The following is a 25,112-nucleotide window of genomic DNA, read 5'->3' on the forward strand; positions in this document are numbered from 1 at the left end:
CCCCCGCTATTCGCGATCCAGCTTCAACTGCCTGATCAGCGCGCCCCAGCGCTGACGCTCGTCGCGCATCAAACTGTCGAGCCCTTCGGGCGACGTGCCTGCCGCACTGAAGTACAGCGGCAGCAGTTCGCGCCGGAAGCTCTCGCCGCGGACGATGCGGATGACTTCGTCAGCAACGCGACGAACGATGCCATCCGGTGTACCCGCCGGCGCCAGCAATGCCTGCCACGACGTCGCCTCGAAGCCGGGATACCCCGACTCGGCGACGGTCGGCAGTTCGGCGAGCGCCCCGAAACGTCCGGCGCTCGTCACCGCCAGCGCCTTCAGCTTGCCTGCCTTGACCTGCGGCATCGCGATGGCCGGCACCATGAAGCCGGCATGGATCTGACCGGCCAGCATCGCGTTCACGACCTGCGGGAAGCCGGCATACGGCACGTGGACCAGCTTCAACCCGGCGCGCGCGATGAACGATTCCATCGCCAGGTGCGCGGCACTGCCGTTGCCGATGCTGCCGTAGTTCAATGCGCCCGCGCGCTGCTTCGCCAGCGCGACGAACTGCGCCAGCGTGTCCACGCCCAGCGACGGCGGCACGACGAGCACGTTCGGCGAACTCGCGATGAAACTGACCGCACGCAGCTCGCGCTGCGGGTCATACGGCAATGACTTCGCCAGCAACGGCGCGGTGATCAACGGCCCCTGGATCGTGAACAGCAGCGTGTGGCCGTCGGGCGATGCCTTCGCGACCGCGCCGGTGCCGATATTGCCGCCGGCGCCGGGCTTGTTGTCGATGACGATGGGCTGACCCAGCGCCTGCGCGAGCGGCTCGGCGAGATAACGCGCAATCAGGTCGGGCGAGCTGCCGCCCGGGAACGGCACGACGAGGCGGATCGGTCGCGACGGCCACGGTGTCGCGGCGCGGCCGGACAGCGGCCAAGCGCCGAACGCGGTCGAGGCCGACGTCGCGGTGGCCGCGACGATCAACGTCCGACGGTTCACCACTCGGACTTGGCCTGGCGCCCCATCAGCGCGTCCAGGGCTTCATGCGTGGTCATGCGGCCTTCCAGCACGTCGACGACCGCAGCGGTGATCGGCATGTCGACGCCGGCGCGCTGCGCACGCGCCAGCACGGTCGGCGCGCTGTAGACGCCTTCGGCGACGTGGCCCAACTTCACGAGGATGCCCGGCAGGTCCAGGCCCTCGGCGAGCAGCAGGCCGACACGGCGGTTGCGCGACAGGTCGCCGGTGGCGGTGAGCACCAGGTCTCCCAGACCCGCGAGCCCGAGCAGCGTCTCCTGCTGCGCGCCCAGCGCGAGCGCGAGCCTTTGCATCTCGGCAAGCCCGCGCGTGATCAGCGCGGCGCGGGCGTTGAGGCCGGGGCCCTTCACGCCCTTCGCCTCGGCGACGAGCCGCAGGCCATCAGCGATGCCGACGGCGATCGCCATCACGTTCTTGACCGCGCCGCCGACTTCGACACCGACCGGATCGGCCGACGAATACACACGCAGCCGCTCGCTGTGGAACGCGGACACGCCCAATTGCGCGAGCGCCGCGTCGCCCGAAGCGGACACGAGCGCGGTCGGCTGGCCGGCCGCCACTTCTTGCGCGAAGCTCGGCCCCGACAGGATGCCCGTGGCCAGCTGCGGCGCGACCTCGCGCGCAATCTCGTGGCCGAGCAGCCCGGTGCCGGCCTCGAACCCCTTGCACAGCCACTGCGCCCGCGCGCCGGCCGGCAACAGCGCCAGCATGCCGCGCAGGCCCGACATCGGCGTCGCGATGACGATCAACCCTTCGCGGCCATGCACGAGCGCGCCGTCGAGGTCGTCGTTCAGTGCCAGCGCTGCGGGCAGCGGCGAATCGGGCAGATAGCGGACGTTGCGGCGATCGGCGCGCATTGCGGCGATCGCCCCGGCGTCGCGCGCCCACAGCATCACGTCATGGCGCGCGCTCGCGGCGATGGCCAGCGCCGTGCCCCAGGCACCGGCGCCGAGCACGCTGATCTTCATGCGCGGAGCAGTCATGGTCGGTTCGGAGGATCGAGGAAGGGAAGCCTGCAATGAAACACGCCGGCCGGCGGACAGATCCGCGAGGCCGGCGCGCTCATGGACCGAGGTTCAGTTCGGGACGGCTTCGCCGCCCTGGCCGTTGGCAGCCAGTTGCGCCTGCTGGGCCTCGAACATCGCCTGGAAGTTCACTTCCGTCAGCATGACCGGCGGGAAGCCGGCGCGCGTGCAGACGTCCGACACGATCGCGCGCAGGTACGGGTAGATCATCTGCGGGCAGACGATCGCCAGGATGCCTTCGAGCTGATCCTGCGGCAGGTTGCGGATCTCGAAGATGCCGGCCTGCTTGGCTTCGATCAGGAACAGGGTCTTGTCCTGCACCGTCGTCGTGACGGTGGCGGTGACGCTGACTTCGAAGAGGCCTTCGGCGACCGGTTCGGCGGCCAGCGAGAGCTTGATGTCGACTTGCGGCTGGGCCTGCTCCAGCAGGATCGCCGGGGCGTTGGGCTGCTCCAGCGACAGGTCCTTCAGGTACATGCGCTGGATCTGGAACACGGGAGCGTTGTTGTCGTCGGCCATGGGGTCATCCAAATGAAAAAGCCCGCCAGCGGCGAGCCGTGGCGGGCATTATGACCGAGCGTTCGCGACACGCCGGTGAGGGTTTCCGGAGATCGGCGAAGACTTCGGGTGTCGCTTCAGGGATCCAGGTATCAGGCCTGCAACAACGGTTGCAATCCGCCGCGCTGGTCCAGCGCCATCAGGTCGTCGCACCCGCCGACATGGGTGTCGCCGATGAAGATCTGCGGCACGGTGCGACGGCCCGTCTGCTGGATCATCGCGTCGCGCTGCGACGGGTCCAGGTCCACACGGACCTCCTCGATCTGGCTGACACCCCGCTGCTTGAGCAGGTGCTTCGCCCGCACGCAGTACGGGCAGACCAGGGTCGTATACATCTTCACGGCGGCCATCGCCAGTTCTCCAAGAATCGTGTCGAGCGTCCCTCCACCGGCAACGGTCGTGCCGGCGCGGTCGCCAGGGCGGTCAGGCCGCGGACGTCTCGACAGGCAAACTCGCCTCGCGCCAGGCGGTCAGGCCGCCCTGGACAGCGACCGCGTTCGCGTAGCCCTGTTTCTGAAGGATGCCAGCGGCGCGCTGCGCGCGTGCGCCGGTCTTGCACATCAGCACCACCGGCAGGGCCTTGTTGCTGGGCAGTTGCTTGGCCGGAAGCTCCGTGCCAGTCAGCGTCGACAGCGGCACGCTGCGGGCCCCCTTGGCGTGGGCGGCGGCGAACTCCTCCGCCTCGCTCACGTCGACCAGCACGCCCTTCTCGCGGTTGACCAGGCGCACCGCCTCGGCCGTCGGCACGCCGCCCGCCTTGCCGCGCATCGACGTCCACAGCAGCAGACCGCCCGACACCAGGGCCGACAGCACGAGATACCAGTTTTCAATCAGGAACTTCAAGGCGGGGCCCGTTCGGTTGGATGCAAAAGCAGAGGATTATAGAAACCCCGCCAGGCAGGTCCGTCAGCTCAGCTTGAAGGTCGACACTGCCGACTGCAACGCACGGGCCTGCTGCTCCAGGCTGTTGGCGGCGGCGGCGGCCTCTTCGACCAGCGCCGCGTTCTGCTGCGTCATCTGGTCCAGCTGCACCACCGACTCGTTGACGTGGCCGATGCCCTGGCTCTGCTCGGCGGACGCCGCGGTGATCTCGCTGATGATGTCGGAGACGCGCTGCACGCTGGCCACGATCTCCTCCATCGTCGAGCCCGCATCCTGCACCAGGCGCGAACCGGCCTCGACACGGGTGACGCTCGCGCCGATCAGCGTCTTGATCTCCTTGGCCGCCTCGGCGCTGCGCTGCGCCAGCGAACGCACTTCGCTCGCGACCACCGCGAAGCCACGGCCCTGCTCACCCGCACGGGCGGCTTCGACCGCCGCGTTCAAGGCGAGGATGTTGGTCTGGAATGCGATGCCGTCGATGGTGCCGATGATGTCGCCGATCTTGCGCGAGCTCGCGCTGATCTCGTCCATCGTCGAGACGACCTGCCCGACGACCTCTCCGCCCTTCTTCGCGACGGTCGCCGCGCTTCCGGCCAGCTGGTTCGCCTGGCTGGCCGCGTCGGCGCTCTGGCGCACGGTCTCGGTCAGCTGCTGCATGTTGGACGCGGTCTGCTCCAGCGAGCCGGCCTGCTTCTCCGTCCGCACCGACAGATCCTGGTTGCCCGCGGCGATCTCGCGCGAGGCCACCGTCATCGAGTCGGTGCCGCTGCGCACGTTGCCGACGATCGCCGACAGGCCCTGCGACATGTCGCGCACCGCCGCCAGCAGGCTGGCATCGGCGCCCGGTGCGACGCGGATGGTCTGCGAGAGGTCGCCCTCGGCCATCTGGCGCATCACGTCACGGGCGTACTCCGGCTCGCCGCCGAGCTGGCGCCACACGCTGGCGATCAGCAGCCACGACCCCGCGCCCAGGCACACGACGACGATCAGGCCGCTCAGCACGGTCGCCCACAGGCCCGAGCCGACGCCCTTCTCGGCGCTCGCGAGCGTCGCGTCGAAGGTCGTCTTCGCATCGGCGCGCGCGTCGCCGAGCGTCTGCTCCAGCGCCTTCTGCGCGGCCTGCATCTTCGGGATCGAGCCCGCCTGATCGCCCTGCTTGATGCCGAGGAACAGCTGCGCCGTCTCGACCGAGGCGGCGTAGTAGGCCTCGAAGCCGCTTTCCAGTTTCGAGCCGGCATCGGCACGACCGGGGATCGCCTTGATGCTCGCGATCACCTTGCGCATCGCGGTCGCCCGCTCGGCGGCTTCGTCCAGGCGCTTCTTCTCGCCCTCGGCCACGGCGGACTGGATCGTCCCGCCCAGGGCCTCGAGCTGCGCGGCCACCTGGTTGGTGGCCACGAGGTACGGATAGTCGGCCTCGCCCAGCGCGTGGATCGCGCCCGAGGTCCGCGACGAAAAGAACAGCACCACCGCGATGCCCACCGCGAAAACGATCGCCGCCAGCACAGGCAGCATCGCGATACGGGTCTTCAAGTTCATGCCTGACTCCAATCCATCTTTGTCCCAACGATCCCCTTCGACCCCGGCGATTCCGCCCGAAGTCGGCGGCGCCCCGTTTCCCGGCGCGGCGCCTGACACCCGCCACCGGTGCGTCTGCGCGGACTCGGCGGCGGGCGCGGGAGCGGCATGCGCCGCCCCGGTGGCGGCGTCAATCGACGCTCAGCACCACCTTCACCGAGCCGTCGACCGCCGACTTCTCGATGTAGCCGATGGCATCGGCATTCGCGGCGACGAACTTCTTCACGTCGGCCGCGCCGCCCAGTTCCTTGGGCGGCGTTCCCTTGCCCGAGAACACCAGACGCGACCACGCGGCCTTCACCTGCGCGGACGACTTGCCGGTGGCCTTCGAATAGAACTGCTCGCGCGCCGGGGCGCTGTCGGGCAGATCCACCGCCTGCGCGGCGCTGCCGTTGGGCAGCTGGTTGGACTTGCCCAGGAAGATGCTCGCGACCTGGTCGGCGGTCATGCTGGCGACGGGGCTCTTCGGATTGACCACGACGGCGACCTGCGCCTGCGCGACCACGGCGGCGGCGAACAACGCCGCGCCGATCATGGGCTTGATCATGTTGAACTGCATGGGGGCCTCTTCTTCTGATGCTTAGAACACGAAGTCGACGGCGACGCTGTAGACGCCGACGCGCTCGTTGCTGAAGCCCGGCTGGACGTTGTAGAACTGTCCGGCGCCGGTGGTCTTGATGCTGTCGTACTGGGCCTTGACGGCGATGTTGCGCCACACGTCCCAGCGCACGCCCAGACCGATGGTCTTCTGCGGCGTGCTCTGCGCGGCGGTGACCGCGTCGACGACCGCGCGCAGCGGCAGGCCACCCACGACGACCGTGCCCGGGATCGTGTTGTTGACATTGCTGCTGTCGGTCTTCTGCTGCGACAGCGTCGCGTACGGCGTGAACTTGCCGACGCGGTAGCCGACCGTCGTGTACCAGCCGGTGGTGTCCGGCACGAACGAGTCGTTGCGACGCTTCGTGTACTCGGCGGCGACGACCCACTGGCCTTCGTCGTAGGTCAGGCCGACGCCGGAGAAGCTGGCGTCCTTGTCGGTGGGGTCGATCTCGTTGCCGACCGAGGCGAACGGCGTCTGGCGCAGCGCGCCGACCAGCGAGCTGACGGTGGCGCTGTGCGCGGTCAGCTTGCCCTGCGCATGGCCGACACGCAGGTTCAGGCCATCGGCCAGTTCGACGGTGGCGTTGACGCCGACCATCTTCTTGATCTCGAGCTTGGTCTGGCGCACATACGACGAGGCTTCCCCGCCGAAGGCCTGCAGCGAGACGGTCTTGCCGGCGACCTGGGTCGTCCAGTTCACGTCGGCGCCGTCGAAGTGGCTCACCGGCACCTGGCCGTAGACGTCGATCGGCGGGCGCAGCCAGGTGTTGGCGTAGCCCACGTCACGGAAGTCGGACACGGCGAAGAACGGCGCGCCGATGCGGCCAGCGCGGATCGCCAGGCCCGGCGTGGCCTGCCACTTGGCGAAGGCCCACTCGACCTGCGGCGTCCAGTCGCCCTTGCCGGTCTGCTTGGTCAGCACCTGCACGGTGGCCGAGAACTGCGAGTTGAACTTCGCCGTGCCCTGCAGGCCCAGCTTGCTGTCGACTTCGCCGCTGATCGTCTTGTCGGCGCCGTGCACCTGGCCGGGGATGACGTACTCGGCGCCGTCCTTGGTCGCACCGGTCAGGCCGACCGTGCCGAAGCCCGAGAACGAGAACATCGAGTCCGATTGGCCCTGCGCGTGCGCGCCGAATGCCACCAGCGCCAGCGCGAGGGGCGTCATGCGCAAGTTCTTCACCACCATCATTGCAAGTACTCCTGTACAGCGTGAATGCCCAACGCGGGCATGTTCTTTTGGCGAACCAAGTTGGGGCGCGAGTGCGCCTTTCGCCCGGTACGAAACCAGTTGTCGGCCCTGCGGAAGGCTTCTTGAGGCGGAGGCCCTGGAGGGCTGCCTCTAGAATCCGCCGGGCCTGCCGGAACCCGGCCAAACCTCACGAAACCATCCAAGACCCATGTACAAGCTCGTGCTGATTCGCCATGGCGAATCGACCTGGAATCTCGAGAACCGCTTCACCGGCTGGACCGACGTGGATCTGACGCCCACCGGGGTGGAACAGGCCAAGCAGGCGGGCCGTCTGCTGAAGGAAGCCGGCGTCGATTTCGACGTGGCCCACACTTCGGTGCTCAAGCGCGCCATCTGGACCCTGTGGCATTGCCTGGATCAGATGGATCGCCAGTGGTTGCCGGTGAAGCACAGCTGGCGCCTGAACGAACGCCACTACGGCGGCCTTCAGGGTCTGAACAAGGCGGACATGGCCAAGCAGTACGGCGACGAGCAGGTGCTCGTCTGGCGCCGGAGCTATGACACCCCGCCGCCGGCGCTGGAAGCGTCGGACCCGCGCAGCGAGCGCGGCGACATCCGCTATGCCGGCCTGCAGCCCTCGGACATTCCGCTGACCGAGTGCCTGAAGGACACCGTGGCCCGCGTGCTGCCCTACTGGAACGAACAGATCGCACCCGCCATTCTGTCGGGCCAGCGCGTGCTGATCGCGGCCCACGGCAACTCGATCCGGGCCCTCGTGAAGTATTTGGATGGCATCGCCGACGAAGCCATCGTTGGCGTGAATATTCCCAACGGGATCCCGCTGGTCTACGAACTGGACAAGGACCTGAAGCCCATCAAGAGCTATTACCTGGGCGACGCCGAAGCGGCCGCCAAGGCCGCCGCCGCGGTGGCCAACCAGGGCAAGGCCTGAGATCGGCTGCGTCACGCACGGGGCCACACAGCGCTTGACGCAGACGAACGAAAGCCCGGCAGTGCCGGGCTTTTTCGTTGACGGTGCGCAGCGGGCCATGCCGCGCGACGGCGCGACCTACTTCCGCCGCAACGCCGTCGCCAGCAGTTCCGCGATGCAGACCGCATTGCTCTCGTGCGACACGGCGTTGCTGCTCCAGACGTGGCGCACGCCGGCCGCGCGGAGCGCCGGCAACGCGTCGCCATTGAAGAGCGCATGCGTGACCGCGACGTCGACGCTGGCCGCGCCGCGCTCGAGCGCCTCGCGGGCCGAGCCGATCAGCGTCCGGCCCGTCGAGGCCATGTCATCGAGCAGCACCACGGCGCGGCCGCGCACCTCCAGGTCCGGGAAGGCGAGTTGCACTTGCGTGTCGCCGAAACGCACCTTGCGGCCGACCGCATGATCGAGCTTGGCGGCGCGCGCCGCTTCGGCGACCCATTGACCGGACTCCTCGTCCGGTCCGACCAGCACCGCCCCCGGCACCTGCACCGCGATGAAACGTCCCAGCAGCGACGCCGCCGACAGCGCGACGCCCCGACCCTTGGGCATGACCTCGTCCAGGCTCGCGATCCGGTGCAGATGGGGATCCACCGTCACGACGCGGTCGAACTGCGTCGACAGCAACGCGGCGATGTGCCGCTGGCTGACGGCCTCGCCCGGCGTGAACTCCATGTCCTGCCGCATGTAGGCCAGATACGGCGCCACCAGCATCAGGTGCCGGACACCCCAACCACGCGCAGCAGGCGCCGTGATCAGCAGCTCGATCAGACGATCGTTGGGTTGGTGCTGCAATCCTCGCAGCACGATGACGTCAGCCGGCAACGGCTTGGGCAGGACCAGGCGGAGTTCCCCATCCGGAAAACGGTGACGCGTGATCACGCCGAGCGGGCGGCCCAACTCGCGCGCCAGGCGCGTGGCCAACTCCTGTTCATCTTCGAAACAAAGCAGCATCGGCGGATCCTCGCACCAATCCGGACCCGGAGGGCATCCGGCATACCCGGGCTGGGCGAACTGAGCCCGCCGGTTGGAGGATTGAGGGACGATGCGGGTGGCGTGAGGTCGCTTACCTGCCAGCGAGGGCGCGCTTGGCCGCCAAGTCATGAGGCCCCCGCGGCAAGCGCGGAAACCTCACGACTTGCCGTCCCCGATCAACCGAGGACTCAGGGCCTTGGGAGTGCGTTGTTGATCCGATCCGAGAGCGCTCCCGCCAAGTGGCGGCGATCAAGACCCTCGGTGGGCATCGCCGGCAGGGAACGCACTTCGACCGCCAGATCCTTTGCGGTCAGGATGCGCCACAAGCTCTCCATCAACGACATCTGACCGATGTACTGCGCAGCATTGCTGTACAGGACGTTCGGCTGATGCCAGCGCAGCACCACCGGCTGCAGCGGCGTGTGCGTGCTGATCGCGGCCTGCAGCAGATTCCCGTGCAAGGGCAGCACTGGATAACCCGCGCCTGTCGTGCCTTCGGGGAACACCGCCACCGTCTCGCCGGCCGCCAGCGCCTCGGCCGTCTTGTGCACGACACGGAGCGCATCGCGCTTGCTGGCCCGCTCGATGTAGAGCGTGCCGACCGCCGTCGCCAGCGCCCCCACCAGCGGCCAGGTCGCGATGTCGGCCTTGGACACAAAGCGCGCCTCAGGCATCACCGCGTGGATCGCAGCGATGTCCAGCCAGGAAATATGGTTGGCCGTGATCAGCCGCGGCGTCGGTGCCTGAGGCCCGGGGGACTCCAGCCGCACGCCCAGCACGCGCAGCAGCTTGGCCGACCACCAACCGACGTAGCGCTGCCTGGCCGGCGTGTCCAGACGCCCCCAGCGCCATTGGACGAGGTACACCCCGTGTCCGATGTGCGCCAGCATCCGCAGCGCGCGCCAAGCGCCGACCAGCGCGCGCATCAGGCGGTCCGCTCGGCTTCGGTCACCAGCGATTCGTAGGCGACCGTGCCGGCCACCAGCGTGTAGCGCACCCGGCCCGGCAGTTCGAAGCCGGTGATGTCGAATGCGAACGGCGTGTGCTTGCCCTGGCTGACCAGACGCTCCGGTGTCACTGCGCCGCTGGCTTCCGCATCGAAGACGACGACATCGCCGACACCGCCCTCGACCAGCCGGCCAGCACTCGCCGCCAGCGAGCCGAGCGCGCTGCCCAGCACCTTCACCGGACGCGCGGTGATCGTGTCGAGTGCCTGCGCGAGCGACAGCCCTTCGTCCTGACCCCAGCGCAATGCCAGGCTCAGCAGCAGCTCCAGGCCGGTGGCTCCGGGCGTCGCCTCGGCGAAGGGCAGCGTCTTCTCGTCGGCGGCGACCGGGTTGTGGTCGCTGACGAGCGCGTCGATCGTGCCGTCGGCCAGCGCGGCGCGCAGCGCGTCGCGGTCGCGCTGCTGGCGCAGCGGCGGCTGCAGGCGCATCGACGGGTTGAAGTAGCCGATGTCGACGTCGCTCAGGTGCAGCGAGTTGATCGAGACGTCCGCCGTGATGGGCAGGCCCTCCTTCTTGGCCTGGCGCACGAGCGCCACGCCCGCGGCACTGCTCAGGCGGCACAGGTGGACGCGACAGCCGGTCACGCGGACCAGTTCCAGGATCGTGTGCAGCGCGATCGTCTCGGCCGCAACCGGTTCGCCGGAGAGGCCCAAGCGCGTCGCCACGGCGCCGCTGGCCGCGACGCCGCCACTCAGCCATGGATCCTGCGCATGCAGCCACAGCGTGTAGCCGAAGCTCGCCGCGTACTGCATCGCGCGCTGCACGGTCAGCGTGTTGCGGATCGGCACGTAGGCCTGCGAGAAGCCGACGCAACCGGATTCGGTCAGCTCGGCCATCTCGGTGAGCGACTCGCCGGCCAGGCCGCGCGTCAGGGCGCCCAGCGGGAACAGCCGGCAGCGGCTGAGCTTGCGGGCGCGGAACTTGAGCATGTCGACCAGGCCGGGCTCGTCGAGCGTCGGATCGGTGTCCGGCGGGCAGACGAGGCTGGTGACGCCGCCCGCGGCGGCGGCGGCGAGCTCGCTCTCCAGCATGCCTTCGTGCTCGTGACCCGGTTCGCGCAGACGCGCGGCGAGGTCGACGAGACCCGGCGCGACGACGAGGCCGGCCGCATCGATGACGCGATCCGCGTTGAAGTCGCCGACGCTGCCGAGGCCGACGATGCGGCCCGAGGCGATCGCAAGGTCGCCGACCTTGTCGAGTCCGGAAGCCGGGTCGAGCAGCCGGCCGTTCTGGATCAGGATCTTCATGCTTCGTTCCCCGCCAGGATGGACATGACAGCCATGCGCACCGCGATGCCGAAGGTGACCTGCGGCAGGATGACGCTGTGCTGGCCGTCGGCGACGGTGGACGAGATCTCCACGCCGCGGTTGATCGGGCCCGGATGCATCACGATCGCATCGGGCTTGGCCAGCGCCAGCTTCTCGGGCGTCAGGCCGAAACTCTTGAAATACTCGCCGGCGCTGGGCAGCATCGCGCCGCTCATGCGCTCGTTCTGCAGGCGCAGCATGATGATGACGTCGGCATCGCGGACGCCCTCGGCCATGTCGTGGCACACGCGCACGCCCATGTCCTTGAGGTCGCCGGGCACCAGCGTCTTCGGGCCGACCGCGCGGATCTCCGGCACGCCCAGCGTCGTGAGCGCGTGGATGTCGCTGCGAGCGACGCGCGAGTGCACGATGTCGCCGACGATCGCCACCGTCAGGTTGGAGAAGTCCTTCTTGTAATGGCGGATCGTGTACATGTCGAGCAGGCCCTGCGTCGGATGCGCGTGGCGGCCGTCGCCGGCGTTGACCACGTGGACATGCGGCGCGCAGTGCTGCGCGATCAGGTAGGGCGCGCCGGACTCGCTGTGGCGGACCACAAACATGTCCGCGTGCATCGCCGACAGGTTCGCGACCGTGTCGAGCAGGGTCTCGCCCTTGGCGGTGCTGGAGCGCGCGATGTCGAGGTTGATGACGTCGGCGGACAGGCGCTTGGCGGCGATCTCGAAGGTGGTGCGGGTGCGGGTGCTGTTCTCGAAGAACAGGTTGAACACCGACTTGCCGCGCAGCAGCGGCACCTTCTTCACCTCGCGGTCGTTGACCGAGAGGAAGGTCCCCGCCGTGTCCAGGATCTGGTGCAGCACGGCCTTGGGCAGGCCTTCGGTGGACAGCAGGTGGATCAGCTCGCCATGCTTGTTCAGCTGCGGATTTCGTTTGCTCAGCATGGGGTCAGTCCTCCTTCACGTCGAAGCTGAAGCGGCCGCCGTCGCCCTTGATGAGGCTCAGGCGCTGGTTCGGCGCGACCGCGACGCGCGCGGCGGAGAACGCCGGCTCGATCGGCAGTTCGCGGCCGCCGCGGTCGACCAGCACGGCCAGCGTGACGCTGGCGGGGCGGCCGAAGTCGAACAGCTCGTTGATCACGGCGCGCGTCGTGCGACCGGTGTAGAGCACGTCGTCGATCAGCAGCACGTGGCGTCCCTCGATGTCGAAGGGCAGCTTGGTGTGGTCGGCGCTGGCGTTCATGCCCTTGCTGCCGAAGTCGTCGCGGTGCAGCGCGCTGGAGATGACGCCGTGCTGGCCGGCCAGCTTCAGGTCCTGCTGGAGGCGCTCGGCGAGCCAGGCGCCGCCCGACCAGATGCCGACCAGCGCGCTGTCGGGTTGCAGCAGCCGCTGGACGCCGCGCACGAGGTCGGCGTAGAGCGCTTCCGCATCGAGGTGCAATGTGCTCATGGGTGTTCCCGGAAGAATTGTTCGAGAATCAATGCCGCGCTCGCGGCATCGAGGTCGCGCGCGCCCTGCGACTGGGCTTCCACGCTGGTGTAGCGTTCATCGACTTCGACCACCGGCAGCCGGTAGCGACCGCGCAGTTGCCCGGCGAACTTGAGCGCGCGGGCCGTCATCTCGTGCGGCGCGCCGTCCGGATGGCGCGGAACGCCGATGACGAGGGCATCGGGCGCCCACTCCTGGATCAGCGCGGTGATCGCGGCCCAGCGGGCGTCGCCCTGCTCGGTGATGGTCCGCAGCCCGCGCGCGCTCCCCAGCATCCGGTTGCCGGTCGCCACGCCGAGGCGCTTGGTACCGAAGTCGAAACCGAGGGGGAAACGAAGGCGGCGGGGGAAGAAGCGGGAGAGGCAGTACTCATGGCGCTTCCTGGGCTCATGCGTGGCCCGCCTCCTGGCTGAGCATGCGCGGGTCGATGCCGAGCAGCGCCAGCGCCTTGTCGTAGCGCTCCTCGATCGGCGTGTCGAAGATGATCTCGTGCGTGGCGTCGACGGTGATCCAGCCGTTGCGGCCGAGTTCCTCCTCGAGCTGGCCCGCGGCCCAGCCGCTGTAGCCCAGCGTGACCAGCACGCGCTTGGGACCGGCACCGTTGGACAAGGCTTCAAGCACGTCGCGGCTGGTCGTCATCTCCAGACCGCCGGGCACCGCCAGCGTCGCGCTGTAGTGGTTGCCCTGCTCGTCCAGCGCCTCGTGGAGCACGAAGCCGCGTTCGGTCTGCACCGGTCCGCCGAAGAACACCGGCCGCGCGGCCATGTCCACGTCCGACAACTCGAGCTCGACCTTCTCGAACAGGTTGCCCAGCGTCAGCGAGATCGGCTTGTTGATGACCAGCCCCAGCGCGCCCTTCTCGTTGTGCTCGCACAGGTAGATGACCGAGCCGGCAAAGGTCTCGTCCACCATGCCCGGCATGGCGATCAGGAACTGGTTGGTCAGGTCGATGCGTGCCTTGGACATAGGGACGGATTCTATTTCACCGACACTCCCTCTCCATGAACGCCCTTGTCTGGTTCCGGCGCGATCTGCGCGCGGACGACCACGCCGCCCTCTTCCACGCCCTCAAGCACCACGAGCGCGTGTTCTGCGCCTTCGTGCTGGACACGGACATCCTGGACGCGCTGCCGCGCGCGGACCGCCGGGTGGAATTCATCGTCGACGCCCTGCGCGTGCTGGACGCGGACCTGGCGGCACTGGCGCCCGGCGCCGGACTGATCGTGCGCCACGGCACCGCGCGTGAGCAGATCCCCGCGCTGGCAGCGGAGCTGGAGATCGACGCGCTCTACTTCAACCACGATGACGAACCGGACGCCCTGCGCCGCGACGCCGATGTGGGCGGAACGCTGCTCGCACGCGGCGTGCAGGTGGAGAGCTTCAAGGACCACGTGGTCTTCGAGCGCTCGGAGATCCTGACCGGTTCACGCAAGCCCTACGGCGTCTTCACGCCCTACAAGAACGCGTGGTTGCGGGACATCAACCCCTTCTTCCTGAGCAGCTATCCGGTCGAGCGATACGCGTCCCACCTGGCCGAGGCACCGCAACGGGGTGTGCCATCGCTGGGCGACATCGGTTTCGAGCCGGCCGGACTCACCGCGGCACTGACCGGCGGCAGCGCCGGCGCGCAGCGGCTGTTCGACGAGTTCCTCGACCGCATCGACCGCTACGGCGACACGCGCGATTTCCCCGCGGCGAAAGGTCCCAGCTACCTCAGCACGCACCTGAGATTCGGGACGATCTCGATCCGCCGCCTGGCGCGCGAGGCCTGGGTGCGGGGCCATGCGCCGAAGGGCGGCAAGACCGTCAGCGCGGGTGCGCAGGTCTGGCTGTCCGAACTGATCTGGCGCGACTTCTACCACCAGGTCCTGCATCACCATCCCCGGGTCGTCGCAGGCGCGTTCCGGCCCGAGTACGACCGCATCGCCTGGGCCGACGGCCCCGACGCGGACGCGGACTTCGAGGCCTGGTGTCAGGGCCGCACCGGTTATCCGCTCGTCGACGCGGCGATGCACCAGATCAACGAGACCGGCTACATGCACAACCGGCTGCGCATGGTCACGGCCAGCTTCCTCATCAAGGACCTTGGCATCGACTGGCGCCGCGGCGAAGCCTACTTCGCCGAGAAGCTGATCGACTTCGACCTCGCCGCCAACAACGGCGGCTGGCAATGGGCGTCGTCCAGCGGCTGCGACGCCCAGCCCTACTTCCGCATCTTCAATCCGGTCAACCAGAGCGAGAAATTCGATCCCGACGGGAAGTTCATCAAACGCTACCTGCCGCAGCTCGCGAAGCTGCCGCCCAAGCTGATCCACGCGCCGTGGCTGGCGAAGCCGGCGGAACTCGCGGCCTGCGGGGTGGTGCTGGGTCGCGACTATCCGGAACCGGTCGTGCGCCACGAGACGGCGCGGATGTCGACGATGGCGCGCTACGCCGTGGTGAAGGACAGGACCTTCCCCGACACCTGACGCCCGTCAGGCGCCCTCGCGGCGTGCGTCCGCGGACGTCACGGGTCCGTTGGCCGATGGCCGCTGGCGCCGTGACCCGCGACATCACTGGTATGTGAGCGTCACGCTGACGGAATCGGTGTAGGGCCCGCCGGGCGGCACCGTGGTCTGCCGACCCGGGATGCGCGCATAGACGGTGTAGACCAGCCCCGGCGACAGCCCGAGCGCGTCGAGCAGCAGGCCGCCGCCGACCATTGTGCCGGTGGTGCCGTCGCCCCACACCGTCGTGTAGGTGTTGTCGATGTACAGGTTGTAGTTGAGCGAGTTCGCCCCGAAGGTCAGTCGTCGGGCGGAGATGCTGGGTCCGTTGCCCTGGTTGAAGGCGACGGTGAACGGGATCAGCAGGCCTGCGACGCCGCCGCACTTCACCGTGACCGTGCCGGTGGAGTCGGTGTTGCCGTAGGCCAGCGGGTTGTAGTTTGCGAAGAGCACCGAGGTCGTCGTGACGGTGCACGAGCACAGGCCCTGCACGCACAGGGCGTGCGCCGAGGGTGCCGCGCCCATCAGCACCAGCCAGGGCAACATACGAAGCAGGCGGAAGGGCATGGCGTTCATGGCGACTCCTTGCGGGTTGTCTCTGCGGGTGTCTTGGCGGGAGTTTGCGCGGGACCGGACGCGTCAGGCGGGGGCGGCGTGCCGGTCGACCAGGACGCGATCCTGCGACAGACCACCGTGCCGAGGTCCGGCAGTTCGGTCGCCTGCGCCGGCAGCCGCAGTTCGAGCCGGCACGGCGTGCCGTCCTCGCGCCGCGCCAGCACGTCGCCGACCACGCCGGTGCCGTCGGGCAGTCCCGTCACGAAGGCCCGGCCGTCCAGGCCCATCGGGAATGTGCGCCTCGATCCGGCGACCTGCAACTCGGTCCCCGGTGGCAGCGGTTCGCCGGACTCGTCGACGACGCGGAAGGTCGCCGTGCGGCTGTGCGTGATCGGGAAGCGGATCAGCGCCGCGCTGCGCGCCGCCGGCATGACCTGCAACTCCAGCGCCTCGATCTCGGCATCGAGCGGCAGATCGTCGGCCACCACGCCGACGCGGTTCATCTGGTAGCCGCGCAAGGCCGGCAGGAACGCCCGCCCCTTCGCGTCGGTGCGTGCGACCGGCTGGTTGTCATGGAGGATGCGCACGTCGGCCTGGTTGTCGACCTGCACGACCGCGAAGCCACCATCGATGCGACGGCTCGCGTAGGCACTGCCGTCGATGTAGGCGAGCCCGCCGCTCGCGCCGAGCCGCACGTCGGTGTTGCCCGACATCCGCGAGACGCCCCCGTCCAGCGCCACCACGTTCGTCTGCCACTGCGCCTGTGCCTGCTGCCGGCCGTGCGACTCCGTCAGCAGCTGATAGCCGAGGCCCTCGCCGACCGGCGGGTTGCTCTGCAACTGGACCTGCCAGAGGTCGCGCGACTGCTGCCCGCCGCCGCGCTGGCCCTGCCAGGCCGTCGACAGGCTCTTGTTGCCGTCGAGCAGCAGGCTCCAGAACACCGAGATCGCCGTGCCGCCGCCGTTGCCCGCCTTCAGCGCGGACAGGCCGAAGAAGCCCCATCCGCCGAGACTGCGGCTCGCATTGAAGGACCAGAGCTTGTTGGCCACCTGCAATTGCCCTTGCGGTGCAAGCCGCTGCGGCGCGCCCTGGTTGACGAGGCCGATGCCCAGCCCCCACTGTTTCCACGAGGTGCCCACCGACGCCGAGACGCTCCATTTCGGCAGCACGGGATTGCCGAGCTGCGTGAAACCCGCCGTGGCGCGCTTGACCTGCACCCCGCCGCTCCAGTCCATGCCCTGGCGCTCGACGCCCAGCGTCGCGAGCGCGCCGCGGCGCGCCTCGGGATCGTCACTGCGGCTGGCCACGCCCGCCAGGCTCACCGTGCCCAGCGCCGGAAACAGCCACAACCCCGTCGCGCCGAGCGCCTGCTGGCGCTGCGTCAGCTCACCCCGCCATTCCTGCGTGAAACCCGGCGTGAGGCCGTTGCGCCAAGTGCCGGCCAGCACGGCGCGACCGTAGCGGTTGCTGTCGATGCCGTAGTTCAGCCGCAGCCAGCCGGCCTCGACGCTGTAGGCCGACAGCCCCGGCTTCAGCAGCGAGGGGCTGATGTAGTACGGCTGCACGACGATCTGCTCGCGGCCGAGCAGGTCCCGCACCACGGTGCGGATCTCCCCTGGCCGGTGACCAGCGGCAGATCGCTGATGTCGAACGGGCCCGGTTGCACGCGCCCTTGCAGCCGCTGGCTGTTGTTGACGAAGACGTCCACCGTCGACGGCAGCGCCGCCTCGCCGCGCAGCGTGGGCAGGGGAAGCTCAGGAAGCCGGGGCGCAACGAGAAGTCGGTGCTCCACTGCACGCCCCCGAACCGCATCGCCTGGCCCCAGGTGCCCGGCTGCGCGATGCTGTCGCCCAGCCGCCAGCTGGTCAGGTGCTCGGGGCGGTCGATCGTCCAGCGCGAGTCCAGCCGCACCCAGCCGCCGCCCATGCCGCTGCGGTAGAGCTGCTGGTGGTTGAGATCGCCCCGCGGCGTCAGCACGCCGAGTTCGGTCACGCCGTCGACGTTGCCGTCACCGCTCAGACGCTTCTGCCACTGCACGTCGTAATTGGCATACAGCCCGAAGGTCGACGGCAGGGTGACCTGCGTGGCCGAGCGCGCGACTTCGATCTGCTGTTCGGAGAAGGCCTGGGGCGGCGCGTCGATCTCCAGCGTCTGGCTGAGGTCCTCGACGCGCCAGCGCATCAGTTCGGCGGGCCCCTCGCCGAGGATCATGTGGAGTTCGCCGTCGATCATGCGCGGCGGCAACGCGGGGGTCGGAACTTCAGTTCGGTCCACAACGCCTGGGGGATGGCCAGCCCCTCCGGCACGCGCACCGCGCGCACCGTCTGCGGCTGGGGAAGACCGTTGATCTTCAAGCCGAGCAGCAGCGTCTCACCGAAGCGCGGCGCCTGGGCCAATGCCTGGGCCGGGTCGGAAGCGGGCGGCGCGGGCGGCAGGGCTGGCGCCGGCGGTGGCTGCTGCGCCTGCGCCGCCGCGGTCACGCACAGGCAGACCGCTGCCGGCAGCACGCCGAGATCACTTGCCCGCCGCACCGGCCGTGACCTGCTGCAATCCCTGGTCCGTCATGACCTGCAGGTTGCCGGGGGGCCAGCGGGCGTGGGGATGCGGTAGCTGCGCTGCTCGCCGGGAAAGACCACGCTCTGCGCGCCCGGCACGGCCATCGACTTCACCTCGCCGTTGGCGCCTGTCAGCCGCAGTTCGCTGACCTTCACATGCACATTGCCGGCGTTGGTCACGGTCGCCACGGTCTCGCCGCTGCTGGCGCGCTGCACGCTCCAGCTCGAGTCGCGCCGCACCTGGTTGGGCGCGACGTAGACCGGCACCCGCAGCGCCACCAGCACCCGCACGGCGCCGGTGACCTGCGTGTCGCCCCCTTGACGCGCCACCGGCACCTCGCGCAGCACCATCCGGTAGGTCGCCTCCTGCTGCAGATCCGGCGGGCGCCGCAGCCCCACGCGCAAGACCTGGACCTGCCCGGCCTGCAACGTGAAGATCGGTGGATTGACGAGCAGGTCCGTCGTCGGACCATCGACGTCCTGGCCGTTCTCCCGCGTCCAGCGGATGCCCTCGGCCTGCATGGTCACCGGCTCCGTGCCGTTGTTCTGGACCTGCACCGTCGCCCGGTCGTTCGCGCGATCCAGCCGCACGTTGACCGGCATGATGCTGACGTCCGCGGCCCAGGCCGCCGGCGCCGCCAGCAATGCCGCCAGTGTTCCCGCCAGCATCGCCGTCCTGCCCAGGACGGCGGCCAGCCCGCGTCGGATCGTGTTCATCGGTCTCTCTCCTGTTGTCTTGTCGTCCGATGTCTCCCTGGGCGTTCCGGCCGCCCGAAGCCGTCCTCCATCCCTGCCGTACACGCCGGCGACCTCCGATCGCGCTCAGTAGGTCACCGTCACCGTCACCGTGTCCGTGTAGGCGCCCGGCACCGCCCCGGTGAGCGACGGCACCTGCCCGTAGATCGTCACGCTCTGCACGCCGCCGCTGCCCGTGCCGCTGTAGACGGTGCTGCCCCCGTGCTGTTGCCCCAGACGGAGGTCCGCGCCGCGTCGACGTAGAGCTGGTAGCCGAGCGTGTAGGCCCCGTTGATCATCTTGCGGGCCGAGAAGTTGGCGGCCCCGCCGGCGTTGCTGCCGGCGCTCAGGGCGACGGTGTAGGCCGTGGTGGCGGTGCATTCGATGGTCAGCGTCGAGGTGCCGTTCACCGGCCCGGCGCTGATCGGATTGATCGCCGAGCCGAAGGCCAATGTCGAGCCCGACACATTGCATGCCGACGACACCGTCGTCTGCGAGGTCAGCGTATTCGTCGCCGTGCCGCCGCGCGCAACGCCGATCAGGCCGACGAGTGCGGCCGTGATCAGGAGCAGCGGGAGGCTTCTCCGCATCCGTGTCCCGTCAGTGCACCACGGCGCTGCCCCTTTCGGGCAGCCGCGTCCCATGGGCCCGGGCCTCCGCAAGGATGAGAAGTCCGCGCGCGGAAATCGCGTCGCGGGGATAGACCGCCAGGCCGACATGACTGTCCAGCCGCACCTCGTGGCCGCCCAGGTCGAAGGGGTCGGCCAGCGATTCGCGGATGCGTTCCGTCAGCGCTTCCGCCTCCTGCGCCGAACCGGCGCGCGAGACGACCAGCGCGAACTGCTCGTTGGCATGCCGCGCCAGCAGGTCGGCCGGTCCGGCGCAGCCCGCCATCCGCCGGCCGATCTCGACCAGCACGGGGGCCGCCGCCGACACGCCCTGGCTGCGCAGCAGCGCCTCCAGGCCCTTCAGCACCACCACCGTGACGGCCACCTTGCCGGCCTCGGCATTGACCAGGCGCAGCACCTGGTCCAGGCGTTCGAGCAACGCGACCTGGCCGAGCAGACCGGTCGCGGCGTCCCGCAGCAGCGGCGACGGCCGTTGCTGCCGACCGCCGGCCAGCTCGCTCTGCAGCAGTTCATCGAGATCGCCGAAGAGCGTCTCCAGGCCCGACCCCTTGTCGTAGAACCCGTCGGCGCCCGCCTTCATGCACATGTCGCGATAAGCGTCCATCGCGTGATGCGTGAGCATCAGGATGCGGCCCCGATACCCCTTGCCGCGCAGGCCGCGCAGCACGTCGATCCCGGTGCCGACCAGCAGCGTCATGTCCAGCAGCACGGTGTCCGGCTGCAGCCAGTCGATCAGCGCGATCGCCTGCGGGGCGGAGTCCGCCTCGCCCACGACGCGGGCGCCGGGCATGTCCTCGAGCCGGCGTGCCAGGAGCCGGCGGATGGCCGACGAGTCCTCGACGAGAAAGATGTCCATGGAAGGATGCTCCGGATCGATGCGGCGACTGGTTGTCACCGCCTGTCCGGCATCTTGCGCGCGCCCCCCGCCCGCATCAGCGGCACCGCGCCCAAGCTGATGTCGGGTTCCCTCCGCAGGGTTTGTCGGGCGATCACCTACGTCCTCCGCCTGGTCACTGGATGTCGGTCAGACCGTGCTGGACGCAGTACTTCGTCAGCTCGGTGTTGTTGCGCCAGCCTGTCTTCTCGAGGATGCGCGCACGATAGGTGCCGACCGTCTTGGCCGAGAGATGCATGGTGTCGGCAATCTCGGCCGGCGTCTTGCCGGCCGCGATCAGCAGCATCACGCGGTGCTCCTGCGCCGACAGCTGCTCGTGCGGCAGCTGGCCCGGCGTCGCGCCGCTGAGCAGCCCCAGCAGGTGATCCGCCATCGCCGCCGTGACGTAGCGTCCACCTTGCAGCAGCCGCTGCAGCGCGACGACCAGTTCGTCCGTCGCCTTGTCCTTCGGCAGATAGCCGGACACGCCCATCTGCAGCAGCCGTGCCGCGTAGGCCGACTCCGCGTTGAGACTCAGCACCAGCACGGGCACGCCCTTGATCGCGCGCAGCATGCGGCTGGCGCCCTCGGTCCCGCTCGCATCGGGCAACGAGAGGTCCAGCACCAGCGCGTCCGGCTTGTGCGCCTGGCCGAGTTGCAGCCCCTCGGCGATGGTCGACGCTTCGTCGATCACCGCCTGCGGCCAGTAGCCCTGGATCAACTGCTTGACCCCGAGCCGCATGATCGGATGGTCGTCAACGATCAGAAATCTCATCCCAACCCTCCTCGTTCTCCCGTCTCGCGCCGGCGCCACCGTTGGCGCCGTCCGCGTCCTCCGCTTCACTGCCATCGGCCCCCACCGGCACCCGGACGTCGATCCGCGTGCCGCGCCGGGGTGCCGGCCCGAACACCATCTCCCCGCCTGCGAGCACGGCGCGCTCCCGCATGTTCCGCAAACCTGACGCGTCGGCACGCACCTGGCCGGGGCCGACGCCGTCGTCCTCGATCCGCAGCCGGTATTCGCCGTCCTCGAGGCGCGATTCGATCGTCAACTGCTGCGCCTGCGCATGCCGCAGGACGTTGGTCGCGGCCTCCTGCAGCAGCCGGAACAGCTGGTTGTGCTGCTCGGGCGTCAGGGCCTCGTCGGACGCGAGATCCACGTCGACGATGAGCTCGCTCTGGCGTTGCAACCCCTGCACGTAATGCTGCACCGCCGCACCGAAGCCGAAATCGTCCAGCAGCGGCGGCCGCAGCGTGTTGGCGATGCGGCGCGCGGCGCCGATGACCTCGTCGGCGATGGCCAGCATCTCCTCGTGCATCGGCTCCTTGGCCGGCGCGATCTTGCGTGCCATGGACAGCGCCAGCATCTTGGCGGCGGTGCCGAGTTGACCCAGTTGATCGTGGACTTCGCGGGCCAGGCGGCGCCGTTCCGCCTCGACGCTGCGATCCAGCTCCGCGGCAAAGCTCTGGATGCGCCCCAGCGCCTCGGTCAGTTCACGGGTGCGTTCGACGACGGCGCCCTCCAGTTGCGCGTGGCTGTCGCGCAGGGCGCGCTCCGCCTGGTCGCGCCGCTCGCGCTCCATCCAGAGCGCCGCCATCGCCGCGGCCACCATCACGCCCCCGGCCAGCGGCAGCACCTGCGCCAGCAACGTGGTCTCCTTCGTCTGGATCGCGACGGCCGATTCGATCCCGTCGATCCGTTGCTGCTGCAGGGATTTCAAACGTCCGAGCTCGCCGCGGATCTCATCCATCAACTGCTTGCCCGCCACGTAGGCCTGGCGGTCCTTCAGCGCCGATTCGCCGTCCTTCCAACGGCTTTCCACCTGCCGCTCCACCTGGTGGCGGCGCTCCGCGATGAAACGGTCCAGGCGTTCGAAGGCCGTGTCCTGTTGGTCGCCAGAGCGCGCGAGCGCGGTCTTGAGCTCGGCATAGTGCGCGTCGAGATCACGCTGCGCGCGCTCGTACGGCTGGAGGAACACCGCATCGCCGGTGATCAGGAAGCCGCGCGTGCCCGTCTCGAGGTCGATCAGCAGCGCGTTGAGGTCGGAGATGAGCTGCTGCGTGCGCAATGCGTGGGCGCGCACGTTCTCCTGACGCGTCAATTCGCCAAGACTGCGGTACTCGCCGTAGGCGGTGGCCACAAAAGCGATGCAGCCGGCCAGCAACAGGCCCGCAGCCACCGGAAAGGTCAGCATGCGCATCGAAGGTCCGGGCTTGCGCGCCCGTGTTGGTACAACCCTGTGGACGACGGCATCACAGCGATGACATCCGCGCCGACATCCACCCCAGTGCTTCTGTTGCTCGCGACGTGTCGTCGCGCCTCTCTAAGGCCCCTCGCATCCGGGGCCGGTGCCATGTCTCTCTGCGGAGACGGTTCACATGGGCCTAACGCTAGAGGGGTAGCGCGGGAAAAGCAAGTCCCTGCTCACGTGGCGCGTTCCGTGAAAGCCACGTCCCGGTCATGGCAACGCACGAAGTGCCCGGACGTACGGCGTCTTCGGGGGTCAGGGCTTGACACACGCAGGGGATCAAGGCGCCTGCCACCGCGCGAGCAACGCGGCGTGGCGCCGCTGCCAATCGCGCAAGGGTGTTTCCTCGCCGTCCAGGACCAGGCGCAGATAGGCCAGGCTCAATTCGCGCGTGGCGGCCTTGACCTTCGGATTGAGATCCAGGCCACCGGTGTTCATCCGGTCGGTGAAGATGCTGTGCGAGCCGCCGCTGAACATCGCCAGCGCCTTGTGCGGGCCGCCGATCGCATCGAACAGCGCCACGCGGTCCGCAGAACCGCTGTAGTAGCCGGGAATGGTGATCTCGTCGTCGGTGGCGCTGATATGCAGCGTGGGGATCGAGATGCCGCCCAGGATGGATGTCGGGTCGCCTTCGCCATAGAAAGGCGGCGCGGAGATGAGGATTGCCGCCTTGAAGCGTGGATCCGCCAGTGCCGGCAATCGCGCGCCGCCACCGAGCAGTGAGGCCGGAGCAGCGACCTTCGCGCCGGCCAGCAGCAGGCTGGTGTTGGCGCCGTAGGAATGCCCCGCGATCGCGAGCCGCGAGGGGTCGAGCCGGGGGCGAGCGGACCCGCGAGCAGCTGGTTCAGAGCGAAACGCACGTCCTGCGTGCGGTCGACCGCCTCTTCCGGCTGGGCCGCGTGCTGCAGCCGCAGCACCAGGTTCAGCGAGTTGGACCAGCCGAAGCCGCCCGACCACAGGCGGCGGTCGCTGCCGATGTGCTGCACATGCATGGCGACCACGCCGTGCGCGGCCCAGTAGCTGCCCAGGTAGCTGTAGCCGCGGCGCGAGCCGCCCATGCCATGCGAGAACACCACGACCGGCCAGCCAACGGCAGGCGCCTCGCCGTGGGGCCAGTAGACGCGAACAGGGACCGCGCGCTGGCGCGCCGGATCGACCCAGTCGAAGTCCTGCCAGTGGTGACTGCCGTCGTCGGCGAGTTGCGCGCCGGGCTGCGCGGGAAGATCAGGGCCGCTCGCGGGCGGAGGCGATGCGCAACCGATCAGCAGGGCCGCGAGGGCCGCCATCGCCGAGGCGGCGAGCGCGGACCAGCGCCACGTCCTGTTCACGATGTCAGAACAGCTCGACGTCGCTCAGGTGCTTGGCCTCGGACATCGCCCCCTGAGCGACCAGCGTGGCGTGGCTCTGCACCTGGTTCCGGCCGGCGCCCTTGGCATGGTAGACCGCCTTGTCGGCGCGCTCGAACGCGGCAGCCGGCGAATCTCCGGCACGGATCTGCGTGAAGCCGATGCTGACAGTGATGCGGCCGACCTGCGGAAACGCGTACTGCGCGGTGTTGTTGCGGAAGCGCTCGAAGGCATGCGCCGCATCGGGCTCATCCTCGCAGCGCATCAGCACGACGAACTCCTCGCCGCCGAAACGGTAGAGCAGATCATTGAAGCGGAAGCTGCTGCGCATCAGGCGCGACAGCAGCAGCAGGACCTCGTCGCCGATCAGATGGCCGAAGCGGTCGTTGATCGACTTGAACAGGTCGATGTCGATGACGCCGAGCCAGTAGCGCGGATGCACCGCGGCATGACGACGATCCTGACCCGCCTCGTCCTGTGCCGCCGCTTCGCTGAGCGAGCGCATCGGCAGTTCCGACACGGCCTTCAGGAAGCTCTCGTCGAAAGTCTTGCGATTGAGCAAGCCGGTCAGCGTATCGCGCTCGCTGTAATCCAGCAGGCCCTGGAAGTTGTGATAGATCCGCAGCACGCTGGAGACCATGCGCTGCGCTTCGGCCTTGAGCCGGCGCGCCGTGTGCAGTTCCAGCACGCCGACGACCTCGCGCTCGGTGGCGAGCGGGAACAGCGTCACCCACTCCTCGCCTTCGCGCTGCTGCAGCACGCTGCGCTGCGTCAGGCACTCGAGGCGGCGAGGGTGTTCGGCCAGTCTGGGGAGCGACTCGGGATCGACCCAGAGCGAATCGGCCGTGGCGACCGAGTCCCCTGAGCGCAGGCGGGCGCGTGTCAGCCACCGATGCTGTCCGGGCTCGCCGACGCAGCGGTAGATCGCCACTGCGGCCACCGGCCCGCTGAGCAGATCCCGCAGCGCGGTGACGAGCGTGACGTCCATGACATCGCGGTCACGGAAGCCCGTCAGTTCGGCAAGATGGTCGACTACCCCGGACATGGTGTTTGCAGCGTGGAGGGAGGATCCAGGCGCCGGCTTCCCGATGTCCGG

27 protein-coding genes and 2 pseudogenes are annotated in these 25,112 nt (G+C 69.1%); 2 read left to right on the top strand and 27 right to left on the bottom strand.

Annotated features, from left to right (window positions below; genetic code table 11):
• Positions 1-6: 6 nt before the first annotated feature.
• The 8 genes from ACQ859_RS27980 to ACQ859_RS28015 all read right to left on the bottom strand — a co-directional run bounded on the left by ACQ859_RS27980 (position 7) and on the right by ACQ859_RS28015 (position 6,843).
• Positions 7-999: a Bug family tripartite tricarboxylate transporter substrate binding protein gene (locus ACQ859_RS27980; protein ID WP_431263729.1), complete on the bottom strand. Its 993-nt coding sequence runs from the start codon at positions 997-999 to the stop codon at positions 7-9.
• On the bottom strand, positions 993-2,003 hold the full coding sequence (locus ACQ859_RS27985; protein WP_431266675.1) for an NAD(P)H-dependent glycerol-3-phosphate dehydrogenase: 1,011 nt from the start codon (positions 2,001-2,003) through the stop codon (positions 993-995). Before ACQ859_RS27985 ends, ACQ859_RS27980 begins: the two co-directional genes overlap by 7 nt.
• A gap of 108 nt (positions 2,004-2,111) precedes the next feature.
• Positions 2,112-2,579 (bottom strand): protein-export chaperone SecB, encoded by a 468-nt coding sequence (secB, locus tag ACQ859_RS27990; RefSeq protein ID WP_431260656.1) that lies wholly within the window; start codon positions 2,577-2,579, stop codon positions 2,112-2,114.
• A gap of 131 nt (positions 2,580-2,710) precedes the next feature.
• Positions 2,711-2,968, bottom strand: coding sequence for a glutaredoxin 3 (grxC, locus tag ACQ859_RS27995; protein ID WP_431263730.1), 258 nt, complete (start codon positions 2,966-2,968; stop codon positions 2,711-2,713).
• A 73-nt stretch (positions 2,969-3,041) separates the two neighbouring features.
• Positions 3,042-3,461, bottom strand: coding sequence for a rhodanese-like domain-containing protein (locus ACQ859_RS28000; protein ID WP_431263731.1), 420 nt, complete (start codon positions 3,459-3,461; stop codon positions 3,042-3,044).
• 63 nt (positions 3,462-3,524) lie between these two features.
• The gene (locus tag ACQ859_RS28005) at positions 3,525-5,039 is read right to left on the bottom strand and encodes a methyl-accepting chemotaxis protein (protein WP_431263732.1); all 1,515 of its coding nucleotides are present in this window, start codon (positions 5,037-5,039) and stop codon (positions 3,525-3,527) included.
• A 169-nt stretch (positions 5,040-5,208) separates the two neighbouring features.
• Complete coding sequence (locus ACQ859_RS28010; RefSeq protein WP_431263733.1) at positions 5,209-5,637, bottom strand: hypothetical protein; 429 nt, start codon at positions 5,635-5,637, stop codon at positions 5,209-5,211.
• Between the two features lie 21 nt (positions 5,638-5,658).
• Positions 5,659-6,843, bottom strand: a complete 1,185-nt coding sequence (locus tag ACQ859_RS28015; protein ID WP_431263734.1) for a hypothetical protein — start codon at positions 6,841-6,843, stop codon at positions 5,659-5,661.
• A gap of 232 nt (positions 6,844-7,075) precedes the next feature.
• On the opposite strand from ACQ859_RS28015, the gene gpmA reads away from it, so the two are divergent.
• Positions 7,076-7,819 carry a 2,3-diphosphoglycerate-dependent phosphoglycerate mutase gene (gene gpmA, locus ACQ859_RS28020; RefSeq protein ID WP_297526590.1) on the top strand — a complete coding sequence of 248 codons (744 nt, stop codon included), beginning with the start codon at positions 7,076-7,078 and terminating at the stop codon, positions 7,817-7,819.
• Between the two features lie 117 nt (positions 7,820-7,936).
• Here the strand turns inward: gpmA and ACQ859_RS28025 are convergent, their stop codons facing one another.
• From ACQ859_RS28025 to ACQ859_RS28055, 7 genes are all read right to left on the bottom strand, one after another.
• Positions 7,937-8,809 (bottom strand): ribose-phosphate diphosphokinase, encoded by an 873-nt coding sequence (locus tag ACQ859_RS28025; RefSeq protein ID WP_431260650.1) that lies wholly within the window; start codon positions 8,807-8,809, stop codon positions 7,937-7,939.
• 209 nt (positions 8,810-9,018) lie between these two features.
• Positions 9,019-9,756 (bottom strand): lysophospholipid acyltransferase family protein, encoded by a 738-nt coding sequence (locus tag ACQ859_RS28030; protein ID WP_431263735.1) that lies wholly within the window; start codon positions 9,754-9,756, stop codon positions 9,019-9,021.
• Entirely contained in the window at positions 9,756-11,084 is a 1,329-nt protein-coding gene (locus tag ACQ859_RS28035; protein ID WP_431263736.1) for a dihydroorotase, read from the bottom strand. Before ACQ859_RS28035 ends, ACQ859_RS28030 begins: the two co-directional genes overlap by 1 nt.
• Positions 11,081-12,043 carry an aspartate carbamoyltransferase catalytic subunit gene (locus ACQ859_RS28040; protein ID WP_431260647.1) on the bottom strand — a complete coding sequence of 321 codons (963 nt, stop codon included), beginning with the start codon at positions 12,041-12,043 and terminating at the stop codon, positions 11,081-11,083. The genes ACQ859_RS28035 and ACQ859_RS28040 overlap by 4 nt, the downstream gene beginning before the upstream one ends.
• A gap of 4 nt (positions 12,044-12,047) precedes the next feature.
• Positions 12,048-12,548 (bottom strand): bifunctional pyr operon transcriptional regulator/uracil phosphoribosyltransferase PyrR, encoded by a 501-nt coding sequence (pyrR, locus tag ACQ859_RS28045; RefSeq protein ID WP_088406365.1) that lies wholly within the window; start codon positions 12,546-12,548, stop codon positions 12,048-12,050.
• Positions 12,545-12,880: a Holliday junction resolvase RuvX gene (gene ruvX, locus ACQ859_RS28050; protein WP_431263737.1), complete on the bottom strand. Its 336-nt coding sequence runs from the start codon at positions 12,878-12,880 to the stop codon at positions 12,545-12,547. The genes pyrR and ruvX overlap by 4 nt, the downstream gene beginning before the upstream one ends.
• A 94-nt stretch (positions 12,881-12,974) precedes the next feature.
• The gene (locus ACQ859_RS28055) at positions 12,975-13,553 is read right to left on the bottom strand and encodes a YqgE/AlgH family protein (protein WP_431260645.1); all 579 of its coding nucleotides are present in this window, start codon (positions 13,551-13,553) and stop codon (positions 12,975-12,977) included.
• A gap of 35 nt (positions 13,554-13,588) precedes the next feature.
• Between ACQ859_RS28055 and ACQ859_RS28060 the strand changes: the two genes are divergently transcribed.
• Positions 13,589-15,055: a cryptochrome/photolyase family protein gene (locus ACQ859_RS28060; RefSeq protein ID WP_431263738.1), complete on the top strand. Its 1,467-nt coding sequence runs from the start codon at positions 13,589-13,591 to the stop codon at positions 15,053-15,055.
• A gap of 84 nt (positions 15,056-15,139) precedes the next feature.
• Here ACQ859_RS28060 and ACQ859_RS28065 read toward each other — a convergent pair whose 3' ends face one another.
• From ACQ859_RS28065 to ACQ859_RS28120, 12 genes and pseudogenes are all read right to left on the bottom strand, one after another.
• On the bottom strand, positions 15,140-15,649 hold the full coding sequence (locus ACQ859_RS28065) for a Csu type fimbrial protein (protein ID WP_431263739.1): 510 nt from the start codon (positions 15,647-15,649) through the stop codon (positions 15,140-15,142).
• Positions 15,646-16,863 carry a fimbria/pilus outer membrane usher protein gene (locus tag ACQ859_RS28070; RefSeq protein WP_431266676.1) on the bottom strand — a complete coding sequence of 406 codons (1,218 nt, stop codon included), beginning with the start codon at positions 16,861-16,863 and terminating at the stop codon, positions 15,646-15,648. Before ACQ859_RS28070 ends, ACQ859_RS28065 begins: the two co-directional genes overlap by 4 nt.
• A 151-nt stretch (positions 16,864-17,014) precedes the next feature.
• The gene (locus ACQ859_RS28075) at positions 17,015-17,860 is read right to left on the bottom strand and encodes a hypothetical protein (RefSeq protein ID WP_431263740.1); all 846 of its coding nucleotides are present in this window, start codon (positions 17,858-17,860) and stop codon (positions 17,015-17,017) included.
• The gene (locus ACQ859_RS28080) at positions 17,857-18,135 is read right to left on the bottom strand and encodes a hypothetical protein (protein ID WP_431263741.1); all 279 of its coding nucleotides are present in this window, start codon (positions 18,133-18,135) and stop codon (positions 17,857-17,859) included. The genes ACQ859_RS28075 and ACQ859_RS28080 overlap by 4 nt, the downstream gene beginning before the upstream one ends.
• Before the next feature lie 54 nt (positions 18,136-18,189).
• Positions 18,190-18,900: a fimbrial biogenesis chaperone gene (locus tag ACQ859_RS28085; RefSeq protein WP_431263742.1), complete on the bottom strand. Its 711-nt coding sequence runs from the start codon at positions 18,898-18,900 to the stop codon at positions 18,190-18,192.
• 105 nt (positions 18,901-19,005) lie between these two features.
• Positions 19,006-19,637, bottom strand: a pseudogene (locus ACQ859_RS28090) (Csu type fimbrial protein).
• On the bottom strand, positions 19,519-20,403 hold the full coding sequence (locus ACQ859_RS28095) for a response regulator (RefSeq protein ID WP_431263743.1): 885 nt from the start codon (positions 20,401-20,403) through the stop codon (positions 19,519-19,521). Before ACQ859_RS28095 ends, ACQ859_RS28090 begins: the two are co-directional and overlap by 119 nt.
• A 154-nt stretch (positions 20,404-20,557) precedes the next feature.
• Complete coding sequence (locus tag ACQ859_RS28100) at positions 20,558-21,196, bottom strand: response regulator (protein ID WP_297526560.1); 639 nt, start codon at positions 21,194-21,196, stop codon at positions 20,558-20,560.
• Positions 21,177-22,622: a CHASE3 domain-containing protein gene (locus ACQ859_RS28105; RefSeq protein ID WP_431263744.1), complete on the bottom strand. Its 1,446-nt coding sequence runs from the start codon at positions 22,620-22,622 to the stop codon at positions 21,177-21,179. The genes ACQ859_RS28100 and ACQ859_RS28105 overlap by 20 nt, the downstream gene beginning before the upstream one ends.
• A gap of 327 nt (positions 22,623-22,949) precedes the next feature.
• Entirely contained in the window at positions 22,950-23,369 is a 420-nt protein-coding gene (locus tag ACQ859_RS28110; RefSeq protein ID WP_431266704.1) for a hypothetical protein, read from the bottom strand.
• A gap of 290 nt (positions 23,370-23,659) precedes the next feature.
• Positions 23,660-23,956: pseudogene (locus ACQ859_RS28115) on the bottom strand (hypothetical protein); the annotation flags it as partial.
• A gap of 46 nt (positions 23,957-24,002) precedes the next feature.
• A complete protein-coding gene (locus ACQ859_RS28120; RefSeq protein WP_431263745.1) occupies positions 24,003-25,061 on the bottom strand; it encodes a GGDEF domain-containing protein in 1,059 nt (352 codons plus the stop codon).
• Positions 25,062-25,112: the final 51 nt, after the last annotated feature.

The sequence above is a fragment of the Roseateles chitinivorans genome (genome assembly GCF_050632235.1).
In the GTDB taxonomy this organism is placed as follows: domain Bacteria; phylum Pseudomonadota; class Gammaproteobacteria; order Burkholderiales; family Burkholderiaceae_C; genus Roseateles; species Roseateles chitinivorans_A.

Bases quoted from the DNA above. Each gene is read 5' to 3' on its own strand.
- ACQ859_RS27985 (WP_431266675.1), bottom strand. From the start codon at position 2,003: ATGAAGATCAGCGTGCTCGGCGCCGGTGCCTGGGGCACGGCGCTGGCC.
- ACQ859_RS28095 (WP_431263743.1), bottom strand. From the start codon at position 20,403: ATGGACATCTTTCTCGTCGAGGACTCGTCGGCCATCCGCCGGCTCCTG.
- ACQ859_RS28040 (WP_431260647.1), bottom strand. From the start codon at position 12,043: ATGCTGAGCAAACGAAATCCGCAGCTGAACAAGCATGGCGAGCTGATC.
- ACQ859_RS28015 (WP_431263734.1), bottom strand. From the start codon at position 6,843: ATGACGCCCCTCGCGCTGGCGCTGGTGGCATTCGGCGCGCACGCGCAG.
- ACQ859_RS28065 (WP_431263739.1), bottom strand. From the start codon at position 15,649: ATGAACGCCATGCCCTTCCGCCTGCTTCGTATGTTGCCCTGGCTGGTG.
- ACQ859_RS28105 (WP_431263744.1), bottom strand. From the start codon at position 22,622: ATGCGCATGCTGACCTTTCCGGTGGCTGCGGGCCTGTTGCTGGCCGGC.
- ACQ859_RS28060 (WP_431263738.1), top strand. From the start codon at position 13,589: ATGAACGCCCTTGTCTGGTTCCGGCGCGATCTGCGCGCGGACGACCAC.
- ACQ859_RS28075 (WP_431263740.1), bottom strand. From the start codon at position 17,860: ATGATCGACGGCGAACTCCACATGATCCTCGGCGAGGGGCCCGCCGAA.
- ACQ859_RS28055 (WP_431260645.1), bottom strand. From the start codon at position 13,553: ATGTCCAAGGCACGCATCGACCTGACCAACCAGTTCCTGATCGCCATG.
- ACQ859_RS28030 (WP_431263735.1), bottom strand. From the start codon at position 9,756: ATGCGCGCGCTGGTCGGCGCTTGGCGCGCGCTGCGGATGCTGGCGCAC.
- pyrR (WP_088406365.1), bottom strand. From the start codon at position 12,548: ATGAGCACATTGCACCTCGATGCGGAAGCGCTCTACGCCGACCTCGTG.
- ACQ859_RS28120 (WP_431263745.1), bottom strand. From the start codon at position 25,061: ATGTCCGGGGTAGTCGACCATCTTGCCGAACTGACGGGCTTCCGTGAC.
- ACQ859_RS28010 (WP_431263733.1), bottom strand. From the start codon at position 5,637: ATGCAGTTCAACATGATCAAGCCCATGATCGGCGCGGCGTTGTTCGCC.
- ACQ859_RS28085 (WP_431263742.1), bottom strand. From the start codon at position 18,900: ATGAACACGATCCGACGCGGGCTGGCCGCCGTCCTGGGCAGGACGGCG.
- ACQ859_RS28025 (WP_431260650.1), bottom strand. From the start codon at position 8,809: ATGCTGCTTTGTTTCGAAGATGAACAGGAGTTGGCCACGCGCCTGGCG.
- secB (WP_431260656.1), bottom strand. From the start codon at position 2,579: ATGGCCGACGACAACAACGCTCCCGTGTTCCAGATCCAGCGCATGTAC.
- ACQ859_RS28005 (WP_431263732.1), bottom strand. From the start codon at position 5,039: ATGAACTTGAAGACCCGTATCGCGATGCTGCCTGTGCTGGCGGCGATC.
- ACQ859_RS28100 (WP_297526560.1), bottom strand. From the start codon at position 21,196: ATGAGATTTCTGATCGTTGACGACCATCCGATCATGCGGCTCGGGGTC.
- grxC (WP_431263730.1), bottom strand. From the start codon at position 2,968: ATGGCCGCCGTGAAGATGTATACGACCCTGGTCTGCCCGTACTGCGTG.
- ACQ859_RS28070 (WP_431266676.1), bottom strand. From the start codon at position 16,863: ATGGACTGGAGCGGCGGGGTGCAGGTCAAGCGCGCCACGGCGGGTTTC.
- gpmA (WP_297526590.1), top strand. From the start codon at position 7,076: ATGTACAAGCTCGTGCTGATTCGCCATGGCGAATCGACCTGGAATCTC.
- ACQ859_RS28035 (WP_431263736.1), bottom strand. From the start codon at position 11,084: ATGAAGATCCTGATCCAGAACGGCCGGCTGCTCGACCCGGCTTCCGGA.